Origin of the sequence: Vibrio sp. zbq_1, assembly GCF_043102935.1 — a bacterium.
Classification (GTDB): Bacteria; Pseudomonadota; Gammaproteobacteria; order Enterobacterales; family Vibrionaceae; genus Vibrio; species Vibrio parahaemolyticus.
The window spans coordinates 95,784-117,471 of sequence record NZ_JBICJH010000009.1 but is presented as its reverse complement, the minus strand read 5'-3'; the positions used below and the strand labels follow the sequence as shown (position 1 = coordinate 117,471).

Below are 21,688 nucleotides of genomic sequence, written 5' to 3'. Positions count from 1 at the left end.
AACATAAAATTACATCCATTCATCAGGCACAATATTCCTTGCTGATATTCAATGGCATACATAAATTGCCCTTTAAAGCATGATTACGATCACACCAAATTTAGCGGTTTTTGAGGCACATTTAGGCTTTCCATCGTATAATTTTTAGTCAAGAAGCCACAAAGAGCATCTTATAAGAAAGCAGTGAAGCTGGAAGTCTATTATTAGCTCAACATTGAAGTCAGGCAATTTGGAAATAACTTAATAAAAATACAAATACTGACTATATGACAAACACTTAGACACCATCTGCAAACTGGAAAACTATAAACAGAGGTGAATTTATAGTTTAGAAGGAACACCAAACATGGAACGCGATACATTTGGAATTTGCCTGAATAAGGCTATGCTGTCAGAGAATATGTATTCAACTTTTACACACGTCAGGGCTTATGAAAAAAACGGAGGTAATGCTTCGGATCTCAAGGTGTTACTCTCGTTTCCTCAAATGAGCGGTAAAGATTTGTTGAACACGATGCGTGGTTCTCGCCAACTAGAATGGCGAGCGGAATTCCACTGCCCTCGTATGAAATAAACTCTTAACAACCTCGCGCTCAGTGATTGGCGATGCTGAGCGCTGATTTACCCTTAATTCTTCCTTTCAACCACTTAACAGCGTGAGTTGATTACTTTATATTAGAGCCAATACTCTACAACAAAGTAGCCATTATGAAACAAACTGGAAAGTTTTGGGTATTGGGCCTTATTAGTAGCTCCATTTCTCTTGCCTGCCATTCAGCACCAATCACGTTTGACACTGCGTGGCAGTTGTTACTAGAAAACAACTATTCTCTTAAAGCTCAACGTGCAAATGTTGAGAACTATCAATATCAAGAAAGCGCAACCAGCAACCTTAATCTGCCTCAAGTAAGCATTGGTGCTAACTACACACGCTTGGACACCGACGTTACTCTTTCAGGAAAACAGATCCTAGATAGCACTGGAACACACATTAATGTGCCACCTGCTTTTCAACCCATTTTTGGTGCCTTAGCGAACACCACCTCAACCATTACTGAGCGCGATATTTTCTCTTCTTCTATCCGTGCGATTTGGCCTATTTTTACTGGTGGCCGAATCTCAGCTGCGCAATCAGCCGCGGCGGGTAAAACCGATGAAGCGAAAAGTCAGTTAGCCATGGAGCAACAGGCTCGCTTTGAAGACCTTTCTAAATACTACTTCTCAGTTGTACTTGCCAAAGAAGTGCTCGCTACGCGCCAAGCCGTAGAACAAGGTTTGAAAAAGCACCGAGATTTTGCCATCAAGCTGGAAGAGCAAGGACAGATCGCTCGCGTTGAACGCCTACAAGCTGAAGCCTCATTAGACAAAGCCAAAGTCGAAACACGCAAAGCAGCCAGTGACTTGAGTATTGCACAAGCTGCTCTTGGAAAACTTCTCGCGCAAGAGGATTCTGTTGAACCAGCAGAAACCTTGTTCATTAACGATAACCTGCCACCACTGAGTGCATTTATCGATCAGACCTTGCTCACCTACCCTGGGCTCGACATTTTGGATGCCAAGCACAAACAGGCATCGAGCTTAATTAAGGCAGAGAAAGGCAAATACTACCCAGAAGTTTACTTATATGGCGATTACAGCCTGTATGAAGACGATTCGTTGGCCAGCCAAATGAAACCGGATTGGCTCGTAGGGGTTGGCGTTAACATTCCATTGATTGAATCCACAGGTCGAAGCGAAAAAGTTAAAGCAGCACAAAGCGTTGTATCTCAAGTTGATGCTCTTAAATCTCAAGCCAAACAAGACTTGTCTTTACTTGTGCAGAAAACGTATCTAGAAGCGCAGCAAGCGATTGATGAAGTGCAAGGCTTAGAATCCAGCATCGCACTAGCCAATGAAAACCTGCTTCTGCGAGAGAAGGCATTCACTCAAGGTCTTTCTTCTTCTCTCGATGTGGTTGACGCTCAGCTTTATGTCGCCAGTATCGAAACCCAACGTTCGGCTGCACGCTTCCGCTATCTGATTTCACTAACCAAACTATTAGCATTAAGTAGTGAAATGAACAGCTTCGAACAATATCAAAATACCGCTTACGCCCCAGCGAAAATATCCAAAGAGGTTAAATAAGTCATGGCAGCAAAATCTTTAAAACCCGTTCTACTTTCACTTTGCGCCTTGGGTGTGGCTTCTTGGGTTGGCTATCAGTTTTACCAAGCTTATCAGCCAGAACCTGTTCGTTTGCAAGGTTTGATTGAAGCTCAGCAATACAGCATTTCATCGAAAGTCCCAGGTCGCATCGACGAAGTGATGGTTCGCAAAGGCGATGATGTTGAAAAAGGCCAGTTAATTTTTACGCTTCACAGCCCAGAAATCGAAGCGAAACTGGAACAAGCAAAGGCTGGTGAAAAAGCGGCAGATGCACTAGCGCAAGAAGCAGAGAAAGGTGCACGTGAGCAACAAATTCAAGCCGCGAAAGACCAATGGCTAAAAGCGAAAGCCGCAGCGGATTTGATGGAAAAAACCTATAACCGCGTGAACAACCTGTATAAAGATGGTGTGGTTGCCGAGCAAAAACGCGATGAAGCGTTAACCCAATGGCAGGCTTCTAAATACACCGAAAGTGCAGCTTTCCAGATGTATGAGATGGCGAAAGAAGGGGCTCGTAGCGAAACCAAAGTGGCCGCGGCGGAGAAAGCTCGTATGGCATCTGGCGCAGTTGCTGAAGTGGAAGCCTATGCGAAAGATACTCAAATCTACAGTTGGTTTGACGGTGAAGTATCTCAAGTACTTTTACAAAGCGGTGAGCTTGCACCGCAGGGCTTCCCTGTCGTGACCGTCATCGACACTGAAGATGCATGGGCAACACTGAACGTGCGCGAGGATCTGCTTAAACACTTCACTAAAGACACCACATTTAACGCATACCTGCCAGCATTAGATAAAAGTGTCGAGTTTAAAGTCACGCACGTTGCAGTAATGGGCGATTTCGCAACTTGGCGAGCGACCGATGCAGCACAAGGTTTCGATCTGCGTACCTTTGAAGTAGAAGCTCGCCCTACTCAGCCAGAACCAGAACTGCGCATGGGTATGAGCGTTGTGGTTGAGCTGTAATCGCTCAAGGTAAAAAGTCTATGACGATTAAGATTTCACAACGGCATGTGTTACGGCGCGACAAGTGGCTACTGTCGTGCTTAACTTGGGTGCCTATTTTGCTTTCGCTTACCATTTGGGGCGTGTTTTCTGCGGGAATCGCGAGAGACCTGCCGATTGGCGTGGTCGATTTACAGCATTCGCAACTCTCTCGTAAGTTGATCCAAACGTTGGATGCCTCTTCAACACTGTCTGTGGATTATTACTACACCAGCGCGAATGAAGCCAAGAATGCCATGATTGAAGGCGATATTTACGCTTTTGCCGTCATTCCATCTAAGTTTGACCAAGACATTTTGCTGCATCGCCAACCGCAACTTTCAGTGTTTTTTAACAGCCAATATATTTTGGTGGCAAAGTTAATTAATTCAGCCGTGGCACAAGCTCAAGGGTACTTTGATGCTCAGGTGCAAGTGATGGGCAATCTCGCCAAAGGCAATACAACTACGTTGTCCGCGCTCGGCCAAGCTGTGCCAGTGTCGACCCAAATCACCGCGCTGTTTAATCGCAACACTAACTACGCGCAATTTTTGGTCACTGCTATCGTGCCTGCGATTTGGCAAATTTGTATCGTTGTGAGTACGATTTTGATCCTTGCGGCGCACTTTCGCATATATGGGGGCAAAAATGGCTTTGAGTTTTTGGGTAATAAACCATACACAAAACTCAGCGCAATTTTGAGCCAATACATCCCAGTGTTTATGTTGCAAGGTGCCTTGTTCCTCTACTGGTTTTATGTGTTATTGGAATGGCCGATGGAAGGCAGTCTCGTAGTCATGTTACTGGCTCAATTGGTCACCGTTGTTGCCTGTATCATTATGGGCGCACTGTTTTTCTTTTTATCGATGGACCCAGCCCGCGCAATGAGTTTTGCTGGTGCGTTTACTGCGCCAAGTTTTGCTTTTATGGGGATTACGTTTCCAGTTTCCGACATGAACACGCTCGCTCATGCTTGGCGCTCACTATTACCTATCACCCATTACATCGAAGTTCAGGTTGGTCAGGCAAGCTACGGAGCCTCAGCCGCTCAATCGTTTAGTGCTTTGTGGCCAATGATCTGGTATGTGGTGCCACTCTTACTGACAGCCGCATTCATTCATAAATACCGAGCGGCAGCACTGTCGACTCAGCAAAGGGAGGCAGCATGACACTCTGGCAACTGATTAAAGCAGAGATTCGCGCTGTGCTGACCAACCCCGTCGTCACATTAACTGTTTTTGGTGGCGTGGTTTTTTATTCGTTTTTGTATCCACTGCCATACGCACAACAAACCCCGAGAGAGCAGCCAATTGCGGTCGTAAACCTAGACGGAAGCCAAACCAGCCTAAAGTTAGAGCGTATGGTCGATGCGACACCTCAAGTCAAAATCGTCTCGCGTTTACATACAATTGAGGATGCAAAACAAGCGTTTTTGAATCGCGAAATTACGGGTTTCTTAGTGATCCCTGAGCACTTCTACAAAGACGTAATGTTAGGTAAAAGCCCGACTCTTGCATACGCCGCAGACGCCTCTTACTTCTTGGTTTACGGCACGGTCGTTGAAGGTTTAGCTCAAGCAGGCGGTACATTAGGCGCACAAGTTAAAGTCAGCAAAATGGTGATTGAAGGCGTCCCCCTTAGTTTGGCGAGCAACAATTACTCTGCTATCAAGCTGAATATGAAACCGACCTTCAACCCAACGATGGGCTATATCGAATACGTGGTTCCTGCTGTCTTTGTGCTGATTTTACAGCAAACACTTATTATGGCAGTTGGCTTGCAAACCGGTTCGCAGCGTCATGGCCGAGGCTACTGGTCTCAGGTATCAACCGGGTCATTGTTATTGGTAAGAACGTTGGTATTTATTGCCATTTATTACTTACTGAGCGCGTATTACTTTGGTTTTAGCTTCGAACGTCTGAGTGTGAATCACATTGCCAAAGCAGGTGAGCTCTTAACCATACTCTTCCCGTTCTTGCTGGGTTGTTGTGGGTTAGGCTTTTGGCTTGGCTATCTACTACCAAGAAGAGAACTGGTCACCTTAGTGGTTCTAGTCAGTTCAATGCCTCTCATCTTTTTAGCGGGCTTCATTTGGCCAGTTGAATCGATACCTGATCCACTGCTTTGGATATCCGATTTGAGCCCGAGTACTTGGGCAATAAAAGGCTTCTTGGCGCTTAACCAAATGGGCGCGACGTGGCAGCAGGTTGCCAAACACTGGACGGCATTGTGGTTGCTTGTTGCGCTATGGGGTGGCGTGGCGTATTGGATAGCAAAACGTAACAACAAACCCGTTGTTACCGAAAGCCTAAGTTAATTTTTCTCTGCAGCTCAAAGAGATAAGTTGACAGAAACCACAATTCCATGACCAGATGAACAACAAAGGGGGCGAACTATCGCCCCCTTTTTGTATTTGAACGCCCCGCTACCTCAGATTGAAATTGACTTTAATCAAGGATTCGTCCGATAAATAACTTTAAACGTTTGTGATAATTTTGTAACCAACACTCACAATAGCCTGCCCCAGCTTGACGTACAAAAAACCATCATTTTTAACATCGTTTTTTACCATAAAAACCATCGAATTTTTGCATTTTATCGAATAACACCTTTCCTATACCGTAATTTCCGAGCGCACCAACGGCTGTTTTATCAGCGGTTTCATAAGAAGTGCGCCGCTCTAGTGAGAGTCGAAAATCACGTCAAAAGGAAGTTATTATGAAAACTCTTATCGCAGTGAGTGTTTTATCTATATTGTCTTTCGGTGCCCATGCTGAACGTCAATCCAACGAACCCATCAAGGTCATCGAACCCATTTCTGGGCTCGACAGTAAAAAGATTGAACTGGGTAAAACGCTGTGGTTTGAACCGAGACTGTCGGCGTCGAACACCATTTCTTGCAACTCTTGCCATAACATCGCTAAAGGTGGCGTTGATAACTTACCAAGCTCAATTGGTCACAAATGGTCAATTGGTCCAATCAACTCACCTACGGTGTTTAATTCAGATTTGAATTTCGTTCAATTTTGGAATGGGCGAGCGAAAGATCTGCAAGAGCAAGCCGCTGGCCCTATCGAAAACCCATTGGAAATGGCATTTACCCACCAGCTCGCGGTCGACACTCTTCAATCTATCCCTCAATACCGCGAGTGGTTTCAGCAAGCTTATGGCAGCAACAACATCACCATTGATAACGTGACCGATGCTATCGCAACATTTGAACAAACACTGCGTACGCCAAATTCTCCATTCGATTTATGGTTGAAAGGTAACGACGACGCACTCACTACTGCACAGGTGGAAGGCTATCAACTGTTTAAAGACAAAGGTTGCACCGCTTGTCACAGCGGACCATTAGCGGGCGGACAAATGTATCAAAAAATGGGGTTAGTGAAGCCATTTGCAACAGACAACCCAGATGTTGGCCGCAAAGCCATTACCGGAAGTGATTTCGATAAGTTCGTCTTCAAAGTCCCAACCTTACGTAACGTAGAATTAACCTACCCGTACTTCCATGACGGGTCTGTTTGGGATCTTCAAGAAGCGGTAGAAATGATGGCCGATCTGCAACTTGGTCAAAAGCTAACGAAAGAAGAGTCCACCAAAATCACTGAATTCTTACGTTCTCTGACAGGCGAGCAACCACAAGTCACCTTGCCTCACTTACCACCATCAACTCATGAAACCGCAAGGCCAAATATTTAAAATTTGGTTGGCACTAAACAGACAAAGGAGCCGAAAGGCTCCTTTTGTAACGTCTAAATCGATGAATCAATTAAGCCACATGCTCCATTGCGTTCGAGCCTTCGACAGGCGTAAAAAATTCATCGTGTAATGCACAAATAGCGCGTTGATATTCTTTGTCACTGACGACAAATTGCACGTTTACATTACGCAGTGACGAGTGCAACGCCACCGGGGTGACACCGCTGTTCATGAGAGAAAGTACGCCTTTCGCTAACGTTTTGTTAGTGTCGATGTGAGAACCGATGGCTGAAATTAGCGCAACCATTCGCCCTTTAATGGAAGCATTCGGGTAACGTTTTTCGGCCTTGTATAACACTTTGTTTAAGCTGTCCGAGCTACCGCCAAGGTAATACGTAATCGAGTTAGCGTTCATCTCTTTACCGATCAAGCTGACGCGTGCATCAGAGATGATTTCCATCAATTCGTAACTCACGTTGTCAACCTTGCCGACCATCGCTTGATCGAACAAGTGCAGCGCGAAGACCTTTTCTTTACCGGCGATGATTTCCACTTTGTCTTCTTCTGGGCGATACCCTGAAGATATCAACGTACCTTCATGTTCTGGCTCAAACGTGTTTTTGATTTGCAGCTCAATCCCACTTTCGCGCAAACCAGCGGCAGCATTGGGATGAATCGCCTCCATGCCCAAGTTAGCAAGTTGATCCGCTACATCGTAGTTCGTGCTTCCAATTGGCAACACTTTCTCTGGGCCGACAACGCGTGGGTCCGCGGAACTTAAATGGTATTCTTTATGGATGATGGCTAAGTCTGCTTTGGTGATAGCTGCAATACGACTGAACGTCATTTCACTGTAGCCCCGGTCATAAGTGTGCATCAAACCTTCTTTGCAGTATGCATAACCCGTGACGATAGGCAGTTCTTTGGTCACATCGATATCAGCAAACGCGTCGCGAATGGAATCATCGAGACTTCTTGGTTCCTGATTATCCCAACCAGAGAGATCCACAAACCTCGCATTGATTCCCATATTTTTCAGCTTAAGCGCCGTATTGTACGCACTGTGCGCTTCACCAATCGACGATAGAAACTCGCGAATTTGTGGCAGATAGTGACGCAGAGAAAACTGTCCGTATTGGCAGGTTTCTAGAATATTAGCGATACAATTTTTCGCCTCTGCAATGCGTGAACGAATGAACTTATCCGCTCGAATGCGATTCATTGGATCCGCAAAGATGTTTTCGTTAGTAAGCAGCATGCGGCTTTCTACATACGCTAGGGCGTCTTGCCATTGATCGTCACGTTTAGCAATTAACTGATAGACGCCTGCTTTGCTGGTTTTTTTACATTCTAATAGCGCGTCGGTCATGCCACCGTATGCCGACACAACAAAAATGCGGTTATATGGCGTTTTGGGACGAAGAATAATATTGTCGAGAACAGCATCAAATGCTGTCATTGAAGTACCGCCGATTTTTTCTACGGTAAAAGTCATGATAAGCCTTTTTTGATTGGTAACGTTAAGTGAAATAGAGAAAAAGAAAGCGCTTCGAGGTGCGAGGCGACATGCGCCTCACACTTAGCTTTTAGTCAACGAGCGGGTAAACGCCGTTTTCATCGTGCACTTCGGCACCTGTGATTGGGGGATTGAAAACGCACGCCATGACCATTTCTTTGTTTTTGTATGCTCTTAGGTAATGCTCATCGTGCTTGTCCAGAATGTACAATGTGCCGGGTTTGATTGGGTAAGTTTCGCCCCCCACCACTTCGATTTCACCTTCACCGCTCATGCAGAAAACGGACTCTAGGTGATTTTGGTAATGAATATGCGTTTCCGTTCCTTCATAAATCGTGGTGATGTGGAAAGAAAATCCCATGTTGTCATCTTTCAACAACATACGTACGCTTTCCCAGTTATCCGCGACTACGCGACGCTCACTATTTCGACACTCGTCAAGTGTTCTTACGATCATAATTGATAATCCTTATTAAGATGCTTGTTTGAAGTGTTTTGCAGCAATCGTTTCCACTGCACGTTCAAAGATGCTTAATCCTTGGTTCAGCTCAGATTCACTGATGGTCAATGGACAGAAAAACTTCACCACCTCATCGTCTGGGCCTGCGGTTTCAATCACCATGCCGTCGTCAAAACATGCTTTAGCGATTTCTGCTGCCAAGTCACCGTGAATACACTCGATGCCAATCATCATGCCGCGTCCCTTTTTCTGAACGAACATTTGCGGGAAACGACGCACGCAGCGATCAATCACCTCACTCACATTTTGCGAACATTGCTTAATGTGCGTTTCGAAATCGTCATTTGACCAGTAGATTTCTAGTGCTTTTGCCGCAGTAATAAATGCGTGGTTGTTACCACGGAACGTGCCGTTGTGCTCGCCTGGTTTCCATTGGTCAAGTTCTGGCTTAAGCAGTACAACCGCCATTGGCAGACCATAACCACCGATCGATTTCGATAGTGTCACAATATCGGGGTCAATGCCTGATGGCTCAAAACTGAAGAATGTCCCAGTTCGGCCACAACCAGCTTGAATGTCATCGACAATCAATAGGATGTCGTTTGCTTTACATATTTTACTCAGGCGCTGTAGCCAATCATTAGAGGCGGCGTTTAAACCACCCTCGCCTTGTACTGTTTCCAGCAATACGGCTGCTGGTTTGTCCATACCTGCAGAGTTGTCATTCAGCATAGTTTCGAACAGCGCCAAACCATCAACGCCAGCGTAACCTTCGAACGGAATGCGCGTTACGTTTGTAAGGCTTGAGCCGTTACCTTGTCGATGATGCTGATTACCTGTAGCCGCCAGCGCGCCTGCGGTACAACCGTGGAAACCGTTAGTGAATGCAACAACGCTGCTTCTGCCTTTCACTTTTTTCGCCAACTTGAGTGCTGCTTCCACCGCATTCGTACCAGTTGGGCCGGTGAATTGAACTTTATAGTCCAGTTTTCTTGGTTTTAAGATGTAGTTATCCAGCGCGGCGAGAAAGCCCGCTTTCGCTTCTGAATGCATATCCAAACCGTGTGTGATGCCATCCATTTCGATGTATTCAAGCAGAGCTTGCTTCAATACAGGATTGTTATGGCCATAATTTAGGGATCCCGCTCCAGCGAGGAAGTCTAAGTAGCGTTCACCTTGTTCTGTTTCTAGCCAGCAACCTTTCGCTTTGCGAAATACCACTGGAAAATTGTTTGAATATGAGCGTACGTTGGATTCCTGCTTTTTGAAAATATCCATGATGAGACCGTTTTTGATTCCTATTGTTTGAGGATTATTTGAGAGGAATGCGATACAAAAACTCTGTATCGTGCTTGCCTTTAAAATGGGCTTTTTCATCCAAAAAAGTGCTGACTTGGCCATGATTGCCGTTCATCGCATCTAACTTTTTGAACAACGCCCAAGAGGCTTGGTTATCTTCCGTGATGGTCGTTTCTACCGATTTAACCTCGCTCAGCGCTTCCCTTTCGAGAAGCTCCTTGAGCATACGAAATGCTAAACCGTTACCTCTGAATCGAGGTGATACAGCGACTTGCCAAATAAATAATACGTCTTGTTCGTCAGGCTTCTGATAACCCGAGATGAAGCCAGCGATGTCGCCTTTGTGCTCAACCAAAATGCTGGTTTTGCTGAAATGCGTTGACTGTAGAAAATTGCAGTAAGAAGAGTTCATGTCCAACGGAGGACAATCTGCAATTAAGCTGTAAATGCCGTCACCATCAGAGATTTTAGGTTCACGAAAAATCCATTTTTTGCTTGGGTCTTCTCCAATTTCTGGATAAAGCACCCAAGGTGCTGATGTGATCATTTTGAAATACATATCCTTTGACGTCTAATTAAATTTCGTATTTATTATGGACATTCTTTACGGTTGAAAATCAAATAATTGGCGTTTTAATCTGGATTAATGTGACTAAAATCACATTAAAATAACATTTAACCTAAAATTAAAATAGTTTGAACTCTAATTTATTAAAGCATCATTTAATACGAAACAACTCAACATGAGTCAGAATGCAGTGGGGTTTCAAAGAGGGGACTTAAGGTTTTTTACATAAAAAACGGCACACTTTCGCATGCCGTTTTAAGGTTAGTTTTGTCGTCGTGGCTATTTATCTTTTTTGACTGCCTTGGTACTTGGACGAGGTTCATCCATTAGACCTTTAATCAAAGAAACTGTCGCAACAAGCAATACGATGGTAAATGGTAAGCCTGTAGTTACTGCCATCGCTTGAGCCGCTGCCAGTCCGCCACCGAGCATCAGTGCGATGGCGACTAAGCCTTCAAACGTACACCAGAAAACACGTTGTGGTGTTGGCGCATCGACTTTACCACCAGCTGCAATCGTATCGATCACAAGAGAGCCTGAATCCGACGACGTGATAAAGAACACAACCACCAGAATGATACCTACTACCGATGTGATTTCTGCAAACGGCATTACGTCTAACATGGCGAACAGTTTAAGCGGCAGCTCAGCATTGAATACGGCTTCGTAACCGTCATTCACGTACTGGCTGATCGCTGTGCCACCAAAAGCGGTCATCCAAAGCACACAAACCGTCGAAGGAATCAAAATAACGCAGATGATAAATTCACGAACCGAACGTCCACGTGAAACGCGAGCGATAAACATGCCCACGAATGGTGACCAAGAAATCCACCAAGCCCAGTAGAACGCCGTCCAACCTTGCGAATAGTTCACGTCTTCACGTTCAAACGGCATAGACAATGCGGGAATGTTAGTGATGTACGACGCAATGTTGTCGAAAAAGCCAGTCAGAATCGCCATTGTTGGGCCAACGATGATCACAAAGAACAGCAGCATCGCCGCCAGAATCATGTTGATTTCAGACAGACGTTTTACCCCACTATCAAGGCCAGCAACCACCGAGATCAGCGCCAATGCCGTGATCACAACAATCAACACGACTTGAGTTGTGTCGGTCATTGGCACACCAAACAAGAAGTTCAAACCTGTTGCTGCTTGTGAAGCGCCATAGCCGAGCGATGTCGCCAGACCAAATACCGTCGCAACAACTGCGAGAATGTCGATAATGTGCCCTACCCAGCCCCAAACTCGTTCACCAAACAGCGGGTAAAAAATGGAACGCATGGTCAGTGGCAACCCTTTGTTGAACGAAAAAATCGCTAAGCCAAGGGCCAACAACGCATAAATCGACCAAGGGTGAAGTGCCCAGTGGTAAATGGTCGCAGCCATACCAAGTGCAGATGCAGCATCTGTATCACCAACCGCACCACCAAGTGGTGCCCAGTCGGTGCGCACACCATTTTCAATGTTCACGCCGCCAAGTGCAGAGCTGAAGTGCGACATTGGCTCAGACACACCAAAAAACACTAATCCGATGCCCATACCGGCTGCGAACAACATCGCTAGCCAGCCTGCATAAGAGTAATCTGGTGTCGCTTCAGTACCACCAATTCGAACTCGACCAAGCGGTGTCACAATCAAGACCAAGCAGACAATGACAAATACGTTGCCAGAAGCAAGAAAGAACCAGTCAAGATTGGATACTAGCCAAGCACGTAAGCCAGCGAAAAAGGGTTCAACTTGTTGGCGAAAAGTTAGCGTTGCCACAACAAAGAGGACGATAGCCATCCCAGAAATTGCGAAAACTCGGTTGTGAATGTCTAAGCCGAATGGGCCGACTTTTAACGCAACGTTATCCTGACCAATCTGATAGTCAGTATCTATCGCGTTTACCTTTCCATCGGGACGTTTAATCCCACCATTATTGTCGGTGCTCACGAATAATCTCCTTAACAATACGTGACCAAATTTAAATACTTTGTAGGAGTTTGAGTGATGATTAGTTCACATCACCAAGCACAAGTTTAAGTATATGTATTTTCTTAAAGTAGTTGCTCTCATTAGCATCTTAAAAGGAAACACCTCCATCGATCATTTGATGTTTTTGTATTTAAGGTAAATAACATTTATTGCCAAATAGCAGAAATTGGCATGTCTCGGTTAAAGTGATATTGCAACTGAGCTTGAAACAACTCTGCCGTCGCCAATGCATCCGTTAATGCGTGATGCGGTTGATAAGCAGGCAGACCATATCGTTCCCGAGCATGCCCTAACCTCACTGACCCTGGCTTCTTACCTTTTAACTTATTCCAAATGCCTGAACATTCTCGGCGTTGAAGTGCGTACTCGATATCCAATGTATCGACGACGGGAAACTGAATCCCTTCGCCAATGGTGTTTAAAAGCGCATTATAAAAAAACTGCCGCTCGATATTCTTGTAGTGCACCAGCACCACCTTGCCAGCGAGTGCATCCAAAATCTCACCTAATATTTGCGTTAATTGGGGCGCGTTTTTCACTTCAGAATCCGTAATGCCATGAATAACGACAGACTCCTCATTAAGCTCTCGGTTCGGATTTACAATCCAATGCGCTGAACCACTGCACTGCACTCGGTCAATCGTAAACGGCACAAGACCAATGGTAAGAATGGCATCCTCTTCTGCATTTAAGCCCGTCGTTTCAAAATCTACCGAGACAAACGGCACCTCTTTTAATGGCGTATCCCCATTCACCATCGGGGTCGAATAGTAACGCTTCAACCGTTGATCTTGCGCTTGCTCTGCCAACTGCTCAAACAATACTGACCACTCCGGCGTTTGCGAAGTATCGAGCAGCGGTGTACTCGCCTTACTTTTTTCCAACCACATCATTTACTGCTTCTTTGGTAGCGGAACTTAATGAAGTTCTGCGCATTGCTTAGAATTTGGAATGCCGCTTTTAGATTACGACGTTCGAAATCGGACATGTTTTCTGGCTCGATGTTGTTATCCGGCTCGTCGCCATTTTCAATATCCAAGGCTTGGTGACGGATTCGAACCATGTAGATAAGCTCCATCGCATCTCGCAAGTCCATTCCTCGCCCTTTTGGCAGGATCCCGGCGTCATTAATGTCGTCTAATCGATCAAACGAGTTTTGCGAGCGCGAACCAATCGCCAAGGCATGCACTCGAATCAAATCTGCCAGCGGCGCGGTACCGCGTCGTTTAAGGTTGATAGAGTTGCGATGACGCCCATCTTTCTCCATCACGAAATCTTTAAAAAATCCTAACGGCGGGGTTCTTCGAATTGCGTTGTAAGCCATACAAGCCAAAAATCGATTGTTCTTTTTGGCTCGTCTGACGATAAAGCTGCTCAGTTGCTCTGCCCATTTCACCCGGCCATGAATCCCTAGCAAATCGAAGAAAATATTACTGTTTAGCAACCTCTCTGGCGTCGGATGATCGATCCAATCGCCAAAGCACTCTTCCCATTGCGATTTAGTTTTTCGCCATTCAGGATTGGTAGCCATAATGTCGCCCGTACAATAGGTATAGCCGCATGCCGCCAATCCATCACATACAAATTTCGCAAACTGCGCGAAATATTCGCCGTGCTTGTCAGGATCGTAACTGTCATCAAGAATCAGCGCGTTATCTTGGTCGGTGACGATGAGCTGCTCATCTCGCGCCATCGATCCCATCGCAACCAGACAGTATGGAATTGGAGCAGGACCAAGCTCTTGCTCGGCGAGTTCCGCTAATCGTTGCTTAAAGCTGCTGCCAATCACCGACATCGCTCGTCCAATCATGTGTGCGTTGGCGTCTTCATTAACCATGCGAACAAAACAATCTTTCACTTGCAGGGAAACTTGTTTGAGATCCTCCACACTAGTCTGTTGGAAAATCGAGCTCACCAGCAACAAGCTGTTTTGAGATTCGTAACGGACAATGTCCGTCATACCGATGATGCCTATTGGCTTTTTGTCTTTGAGAATCGGCAGATGATGCACGTTGTAGCGAAGCATGGTCAGCATCGCTTCAAACACATACGCGTTGTAATCAAGCGATACCACATCGTAACTCATGACCTCACTCACCGAGATATTGGTATCAATCCCCTGCGCCAAAACCCGTATACATAAATCGCGGTCAGTAAGAATGCCAAGCAGTTGATCATCATCCTCTTCGGTCAGTTCTTCAGTTGGGCGGACGATGAGCAAGGCGGTGACGTTTTCTTCTGCCATTAGGCTTGCAGCTTCTTGAATAGAAGCGGTCGCTTCGAGTGTCACAGGGTCACGAGTCAGGATTTTACGCGCTTTTGCGGTTGTTAAATCATTGCCATCGGAGCGACTAGAGATCGCATTGCGAAGCCGAGCGCTATCTTCAAGCTCCATAAAATCCGCGAAGTTTTCAAACTCGTCGCAAAGTTCGTTGAAGATGTTCTCAGGAATGCAATACACCAAGGTGTCTTCTATCGCTTTTGCTGGCATACGAACGCGGTTGTTCATGAGCAACCCCATTTGCCCGAACAGGCCACCAGCATCAATACGGTTATAAAGTTCACCTTTGCGTCGATAAATCTCTACCGCACCACTGCGCACCATATACAAGTCGCGAATCGTATCGCCAAATTTGAGGATGTCGGTACCTTGACGGAAATACGCCACTTCTGCATGAATGGCGATTTTTTTTAACTGCTCTTCTGGCAGTTCATCGAAAGGAGGATGTTGGCTAATGAAATTGAGTACTTCTAACTGCTCGGCTTCCATTCTTTATTCCATGCGTTGCCTAAAGTAACCAGATCAATATCATCTCGATTTAGCATAAGCAACAGATAACGCTAAGACTTCTGCTTACCTCATCATGTTATGTTTGCTTCTTCCAAACACAGATTTGAACTCTAATTATTTCACTATTCTTTCTGCCTCTAAATACTGGGCAATAAATATGCAACCCTACTGTGCCGACATGTATTAAAAACTTAAAAATAAATTCAACGTCGTGTTTATCGCCTAAAAACACAAACGAACACATTCATAACTAGATGTTTTAAAAAGATTTATCAATAAAACAACGAAAGTTCATTACTACGAAAAATATGATCACAGAACACCAATAAGCCAAGTCAATCATTTGAAAACTTTTATCAATTTAATTAGAGTACAAAACGTTAACTCGTAATAAACACATAACAAAGGACAATTAACATGGATCCCATACTGGAAGTTAAGGGACTTTATAAAGTGTTTGGAGAAGCTCCGGAGCGAGCATTCTCACTCATCGAAAAAGGCGTTGATAAAGACGATATTTTTGAACAAACTGGCTTAACCGTTGGCGTCAACGATGTATCTCTGACCATCAATGAAGGCGAGATTTTTGTCATTATGGGTCTCTCTGGCTCAGGAAAATCCACTCTCGTTCGACTTCTCAATCGACTCATTGAACCCACCAAAGGCAGTGTTTACCTCAAAGGGAAAGACATTGCTCACATCTCCGAAGAAGAACTGCGCGAAGTTCGTCGGAACAACATTTCAATGGTTTTTCAAAATTTTGCGCTCATGCCCCACATGTCGGTGATAGAAAATGCCGCTTTCGGCCTGGAACTCGCAGGCGTCGATGTGACTGCTCGCCACGAAAGTGCATTATCAGCGTTGCAGAGAGTTGGATTAGACACCTACGCAGAATCGTTTCCTGATGAATTATCAGGTGGTATGAAGCAGCGTGTCGGTCTTGCCCGCGCCCTAGCTTGCGACCCTGATATTTTGCTGATGGATGAAGCGTTCTCAGCGCTCGATCCTTTGATTCGTTCTGAAATGCAGGATGAATTGATTCGTCTGCAAAATGACGATAAACGCACCATCGTATTCATTTCGCACGACTTGGACGAAGCCATGCGCATCGGTGACCGAATTGCCATCATGCAAAACGGCGAAGTTGTGCAAGTCGGCACACCAGATGAAATTCTTCATAACCCCGCCAATGATTATGTCGAGGCGTTTTTCCGCGGCGTTAATGTCGCCAGCGTGCTAACCGTCAAAGATATTGCGCGCAAGAAGCCCGCTGCGGTATTCAAGAAATCCGAACACGACGGCCCAGGCTCTGCCATGCAAATCTTGATGGATCACGACCGTGATTACGGCATCGTCGTCGATAAATCTAGCCGATATTCCGGCATCGTTTCTCTCGACTCCTTACGCTTAGCCCACAAGGAAAATCGCTCCTTGGCCAGCGCACAATTAGAAGATGACGTGACCCTTCAGCCCGACCAGTCTGTGAATGACATTCTCGGCGTCGTGGCGAGCGTTCCTTATGCTGTGCCAGTAGTCGATGAGCAAGGAACCTATTTTGGTGTCGTGACGAAGTCGCGTCTTCTGCAAACACTCGATAAGGATTAAACGATGCCTACAGAGCAAACAAATAACGATCCTTGGTCGCAAACCGCACCAACACAAGAAGACCCGTGGTCACAAGGTAGTGAGGCCGCAACTAACAACGATTGGTTGAACAGCGAAGCCGTGCAAGAGACACCTTTCGATATCATGAACCCATTTCAAGATGCCGTTCTCCCACTCGATAATTGGGTAGAATCTGGGTTGAATTGGCTCGTTGAACATGGTCGCCCTGTTTTTCAAGCCATACGAGTTCCGATCGATTTTATCTTGTCCTCATTCGAAACCGCGTTAGTCTCTACGCCGTCACCGATTATGGTGCTGATCCTATTTTTACTCGCGTGGCAGTTTTCTAACTTCAAACTTGGTTTATCAACGCTAGTATCGCTAGTGTTCATTGGCTTGATCGGCGCTTGGTCTCAAGCCATGACCACGCTCGCTTTGGTGCTCACTTCGGTGTTTTTCTGCTTGTTGATTGGCTTACCCATGGGGATCTGGCTAGCCAGAAGCCAAACCGCCGCCAAGTTTGTAAGACCAATATTGGATGCGATGCAGACCACCCCGGCGTTCGTCTATCTTGTTCCTATCGTGATGCTGTTTGGTATTGGTAACGTACCGGGCGTTGTCGTGACGATCATTTTCGCGCTACCGCCAGTGGTTCGATTGACCATTCTTGGGATTCAACAAGTACCGGAAGAGCTTATCGAAGCAGGTCACTCTTTTGGCGCAAACAAAAAGCAAATGCTGTATCGCATTCAATTGCCACTTGCGCTGCCAACGATCATGGCGGGCGTCAACCAAACCTTAATGCTTTCTCTGTCGATGGTGGTTATCGCCTCGATGATCGCCGTGGGCGGTTTGGGTCAGATGGTGTTACGAGGCATCGGACGACTGGACATGGGTCTGGCCGCTGTCGGCGGTTTAGGCATTGTGATCCTCGCTATTTTGTTGGATCGCATTACGCAAGAGCTTGGCGTCAACGCCGGCAATACCAAACTTCGCTGGTACCATACCGGCCCTATCTCTTATCTGCTCAAATTTAAAACCAACAAGAACCAAAACGACCTAAAACTTAGGAGAAATACGAATGAATAATTCATGGAAGAAAGCGCTGTCTGTCGGCGCGCTAAGCACAATCGCATTTTCGACTTACGGCTTTGCCGGAGAGTTACCGGGTGAAGGCGTCACGGTTCAACCTGTACAGTCCACTGTCGCTGAAGAGACGTTCCAAACGTTGATCGTAAATCGTGCTCTGGAAGCTTTGGGTTACGATGTCCAACCAACCAAAGAAGTGGATTACAACGTCGGTTACACCTCGATAGCAAAAGGTGACGCAACGTTCTTAGCGGTTGGCTGGTTCCCGCTCCATGCAGACAAATACACCATGTCAGGTGGTGATGATAAGTTTTTCCGAGAAGGGCAATACGTCAGTGGCGCAGCGCAAGGCTACCTCATCGATAAGAAAACCGCCGAGAAATACGGCATTACGAACATTGGTCAGTTAAAAGATCCAAAATTGGCGAAACTATTCGACGCAAATGGCGATGGCAAAGCCGATCTTACCGGCTGTAACCCAGGTTGGGGTTGTGAAATGGTGGTAGAGCATCAGTTGGACGCGTTCAAACTTCGTGACACCGTCACTCACAACCAAGGTAACTACGCCGCAATCATTGCTGATACAATCTCCCGCTACAAAAAAGGCGACCCAATTCTTTACTACACATGGACACCGTATTGGGTAAGTGGCGTACTTGTTCCGGGTAAAGACGTCGTTTGGCTAGAGGTGCCGTTCTCGTCTCTTCCTGGTGAACGTAAAGACATCGACACCACACTGAAAAACGGCAAAAACTACGGTTTTGAAATGAACTCTATGCGCATCGTCGCGAACAAAGAGTTCACAGAGAAGAACCCATCGGCAGCGAAACTGTTCGAAATCATCAAACTGAATATCAATGATGTCAGCGCTCAAAACATGATGATGAGCCAAGGTAAAAATAGCGCGGCAGACATCGAAGCGCACGTAAATGGCTGGATTAAAGCCAACCAAACAACCTTTGATGGCTGGATTGAAGAAGCGAAGAAAGCGGCAATGTAACGCCCAAAAACCTTAAGAAACCGCTAAAGCTTTAGCGTATCTTTAGTTCCTCAGTGAGAAAATGAAAAGCCAGTCGATTATTTAGACTGGCTTTTTTATTTAGATTACTCAAGAAAACATCGTATTAATATCAACCACATACCAGCACAAAACCCCAAAAGGCACTGCCATTTAAGCCTTCCTGTCGTTAAATAATTTATCAAAATTTCATTCCTTAAGAATTTCTTAAGTTTCGCGTTTTATTTTGTTGATAACTACTCAAACAAAGGAAGCGCTCATGAAACACCATGCACAAACTTCTGCAGATGGCTTTACTTTAGACATCGTTTATCCAATGCATCCGCTTTGGAGCCAAGTTATCGAGCATGTTTCTCAGCGTTATCAAGAAGCATTCTTTGCCGAGCTAAAACAATTTATGCCGGCGTATTTAACCCTCATTGAAGGCGGCCAAATTATTTCCGTATGCGGCTTTCGCATCGCCGAAGATGAACCCTTGTTCCTTGAACAGTATTTAGAAGACGACGCCCAAAAACTGGTTTCTAACGTATTTAACTGCGACGTAAAACGTTCGAACTTAGTGGAATTCGGTCACTTGGCATCTTTCGCTAAGGGCATGTCATCTCTTCACTTCTACCTCATCGCAGAAATGCTGGTCAACCTCGGTTTTGAATGGTGCATCTTCACCGCGACAGACCCACTTCACGCCATGATGGCGCGCCTAGGATTGGAGCCTCATATCATCGCGCAGGCCGATCAAAACAAAGTCCCCGATGCCGAGTCCACTTGGGGGTCGTACTACGAACATCAACCGCGTGTGTTAGCTGGCAATTTGCAAAAAGGACTAGAGCGTCTTCGATTAGTCCAAGAAAGAAAACGCAAACAAGCCTAGATAGAAAAGTAAACGTCGTTAAAAACGCAAACACAACCACAACAACTTGGTTAAACACAACGCCAGAATATAGGTGATGTATGAATATTCTCCTCGATGCCATTACAAAATGGGCAAAAACGACACCAGATCGAGTAGCACTTGTCGGCTACGAAGCGAATCAAACGGTTGAACTGACTTACTCTGAATTGTTAAACAAGATCGAACTCGTTGCCGCCGAGCTTATTGCACAGAACATAAAAGCACTCGCGCTACGCGCAGAAAACAGCATCAATTGGGCCATTGTTGATTTGGCGGCGATGGCGGCAGACATAGTCGTCGTGCCTATTCCGACTTTTTTCTCTGATGCACAAGTTGAACACACATTAGAGCAATCAGGCGTCGATGCTTTAGTCGGCGATTGGCAAGTATGGTTGGCTTCTCATCCTAAGCAAAGCTTTAACCAGCAAGACCATTCGTTTTCCATTGCAAATTTGCCTTTGCTGCGTCGTAACCAGTTGGGAGATGAAGATACACAGGTAGCTTATCTACCAGAAACCGGAAAAATCACATTTACGTCGGGCTCGACTGGTCAGCCTAAAGGCGTCTGTTTAAGCAATGATCATTTGTGTTTGGTGGCGAAATCGCTCGCCGACGCAGTAAACGGCACGGCGCACTCGCACTTAGTGCTGCTTCCGTTATCGACACTTCTCGAGAACATAACCGGCGTTTATGTTCCACTCATGTTGGGCGTGACGTCATATATTTTACCCGGAGCACAAACCGGCCTACTCGGTTCAAGCCAATTCGAACCGCGTCTGTTTGCACAAGCATTAGCGACCATCAAACCAGAAAGCTTAGTGCTAACACCGGCTTTATTGCTTGCGCTCATTCAGATCGCGAAACAGCAGCCCTCTCTTGTGGGTTCTCTAAAATTTGTCGCCGTTGGCGGCGCAAGAGTGTCGTCGCAACTGATTAACACCGCGCATGCGCTGAACATCCCTGCGTTTGAAGGTTATGGCTTGTCTGAATGTGGCTCTGTTGTTTGTTTGAATACACCAGGCGCATTTAAAGCAGGAACGTGTGGCAAACCGCTTCCGCACACTCAGATTCGTATCGCGGAAGATGGTGAACTGCTCGTCAAAGGCAACGTTGCTCTTGGCTATTTGAATGAGCCGTTTACTCAAGAATGGTTAGCGACTGGCGACTTAGCCCAAATTGACGCGCAAGGTTTTGTCACTCTCTCAGGACGCAAGAAGAACCTTATCGTCACCGCATACGGCAGAAATGTCTCACCGGAATGGATTGAATCAGAAGCGTTGGCGTTTTTGCCGATGACGCCGCTGATCGTTACAGGCGATAGCCAACAAACATTATGCGCTGTCATTGCCAATAGCGAAGACGTCGAAGCAAAGGTTCATGCATTAAACCGAACCCTACCCGATTACGCTCAAATCCGAACCTTATTGCTGCTGAACAACCCACGAGCCATCTCTGGTTGGTACACGGATAACGGCAAGCTCAAACGAAATCAAATCGAACATGATGTGGCTCAGTTATTAGCGAGCACAACGCCTGAATTAACGCTGCAAGCGCAAAAGATCCAACGCATCGATTTGCCCTTTCAGCAACACATTACGTCTTTCCAAACTGCATCTTAGTTAACGGCTTCTTAAGG

At 45.8% G+C, this 21,688-nt stretch carries 18 protein-coding genes; 11 read left to right on the top strand and 7 right to left on the bottom strand.

What is annotated here, in order from left to right; all coding sequences use genetic code 11:
- The first annotated feature begins 346 nt into the window (after nt 1–346).
- From ACF8CV_RS06650 to ACF8CV_RS06625, 6 genes are all read left to right on the top strand, one after another.
- The gene (locus ACF8CV_RS06650) at nt 347–574 is read left to right on the top strand and encodes a hypothetical protein (RefSeq protein WP_005500455.1); all 228 of its coding nucleotides are present in this window, start codon (nt 347–349) and stop codon (nt 572–574) included.
- 134 nt (nt 575–708) lie between these two features.
- Nucleotides 709–2,124, top strand: a complete 1,416-nt coding sequence (locus ACF8CV_RS06645; RefSeq protein WP_005500452.1) for a TolC family protein — start codon at nt 709–711, stop codon at nt 2,122–2,124.
- A gap of 3 nt (nt 2,125–2,127) precedes the next feature.
- Nucleotides 2,128–3,108 carry an HlyD family secretion protein gene (locus ACF8CV_RS06640; RefSeq protein WP_005500450.1) on the top strand — a complete coding sequence of 327 codons (981 nt, stop codon included), beginning with the start codon at nt 2,128–2,130 and terminating at the stop codon, nt 3,106–3,108.
- Between the two features lie 20 nt (nt 3,109–3,128).
- Nucleotides 3,129–4,295 (top strand): ABC transporter permease, encoded by a 1,167-nt coding sequence (locus ACF8CV_RS06635; RefSeq protein WP_031850795.1) that lies wholly within the window; start codon nt 3,129–3,131, stop codon nt 4,293–4,295.
- Nucleotides 4,292–5,443 (top strand): ABC transporter permease, encoded by a 1,152-nt coding sequence (locus ACF8CV_RS06630; RefSeq protein ID WP_392416333.1) that lies wholly within the window; start codon nt 4,292–4,294, stop codon nt 5,441–5,443. Before ACF8CV_RS06635 ends, ACF8CV_RS06630 begins: the two co-directional genes overlap by 4 nt.
- Nucleotides 5,444–5,844: 401 nt before the next feature.
- Nucleotides 5,845–6,831 carry a cytochrome-c peroxidase gene (locus ACF8CV_RS06625; protein WP_025625392.1) on the top strand — a complete coding sequence of 329 codons (987 nt, stop codon included), beginning with the start codon at nt 5,845–5,847 and terminating at the stop codon, nt 6,829–6,831.
- Nucleotides 6,832–6,901: 70 nt separating this feature from the next.
- Here the strand turns inward: ACF8CV_RS06625 and ACF8CV_RS06620 are convergent, their stop codons facing one another.
- From ACF8CV_RS06620 to ACF8CV_RS06590, 7 genes are all read right to left on the bottom strand, one after another.
- Nucleotides 6,902–8,326, bottom strand: a complete 1,425-nt coding sequence (locus ACF8CV_RS06620) for an aspartate kinase (protein WP_020840547.1) — start codon at nt 8,324–8,326, stop codon at nt 6,902–6,904.
- A gap of 91 nt (nt 8,327–8,417) precedes the next feature.
- On the bottom strand, nt 8,418–8,804 hold the full coding sequence (locus ACF8CV_RS06615) for an ectoine synthase (protein ID WP_005464385.1): 387 nt from the start codon (nt 8,802–8,804) through the stop codon (nt 8,418–8,420).
- Between the two features lie 15 nt (nt 8,805–8,819).
- The gene (gene ectB, locus ACF8CV_RS06610; protein ID WP_138937510.1) at nt 8,820–10,085 is read right to left on the bottom strand and encodes a diaminobutyrate--2-oxoglutarate transaminase; all 1,266 of its coding nucleotides are present in this window, start codon (nt 10,083–10,085) and stop codon (nt 8,820–8,822) included.
- Between the two features lie 34 nt (nt 10,086–10,119).
- The gene (ectA, locus tag ACF8CV_RS06605; RefSeq protein ID WP_005477699.1) at nt 10,120–10,653 is read right to left on the bottom strand and encodes a diaminobutyrate acetyltransferase; all 534 of its coding nucleotides are present in this window, start codon (nt 10,651–10,653) and stop codon (nt 10,120–10,122) included.
- Between the two features lie 300 nt (nt 10,654–10,953).
- On the bottom strand, nt 10,954–12,615 hold the full coding sequence (locus tag ACF8CV_RS06600) for a BCCT family transporter (RefSeq protein WP_020838949.1): 1,662 nt from the start codon (nt 12,613–12,615) through the stop codon (nt 10,954–10,956).
- A gap of 188 nt (nt 12,616–12,803) precedes the next feature.
- Nucleotides 12,804–13,550, bottom strand: coding sequence for a 3'-5' exonuclease (locus ACF8CV_RS06595; RefSeq protein ID WP_047726093.1), 747 nt, complete (start codon nt 13,548–13,550; stop codon nt 12,804–12,806).
- A complete protein-coding gene (locus tag ACF8CV_RS06590) occupies nt 13,547–15,427 on the bottom strand; it encodes a DUF294 nucleotidyltransferase-like domain-containing protein (protein ID WP_005485718.1) in 1,881 nt (626 codons plus the stop codon). Before ACF8CV_RS06590 ends, ACF8CV_RS06595 begins: the two co-directional genes overlap by 4 nt.
- 438 nt (nt 15,428–15,865) lie before the next feature.
- Here ACF8CV_RS06590 and proV point away from each other — a divergent pair, with 438 nt between their 5' ends.
- From proV to ACF8CV_RS06565, 5 genes are all read left to right on the top strand, one after another.
- Complete coding sequence (gene proV / locus ACF8CV_RS06585) at nt 15,866–17,053, top strand: glycine betaine/L-proline ABC transporter ATP-binding protein ProV (protein WP_005500435.1); 1,188 nt, start codon at nt 15,866–15,868, stop codon at nt 17,051–17,053.
- 3 nt (nt 17,054–17,056) lie between these two features.
- Complete coding sequence (gene proW, locus ACF8CV_RS06580; RefSeq protein ID WP_138937508.1) at nt 17,057–18,142, top strand: glycine betaine/L-proline ABC transporter permease ProW; 1,086 nt, start codon at nt 17,057–17,059, stop codon at nt 18,140–18,142.
- A complete protein-coding gene (proX, locus tag ACF8CV_RS06575) occupies nt 18,135–19,142 on the top strand; it encodes a glycine betaine/L-proline ABC transporter substrate-binding protein ProX (RefSeq protein ID WP_015296837.1) in 1,008 nt (335 codons plus the stop codon). Before proW ends, proX begins: the two co-directional genes overlap by 8 nt.
- 277 nt (nt 19,143–19,419) lie before the next feature.
- Complete coding sequence (locus tag ACF8CV_RS06570; protein ID WP_015296838.1) at nt 19,420–20,031, top strand: thermostable hemolysin; 612 nt, start codon at nt 19,420–19,422, stop codon at nt 20,029–20,031.
- Between the two features lie 80 nt (nt 20,032–20,111).
- Nucleotides 20,112–21,671: an AMP-binding protein gene (locus ACF8CV_RS06565; protein ID WP_138937507.1), complete on the top strand. Its 1,560-nt coding sequence runs from the start codon at nt 20,112–20,114 to the stop codon at nt 21,669–21,671.
- The last annotated feature ends 17 nt before the right edge of the window (nt 21,672–21,688 follow it).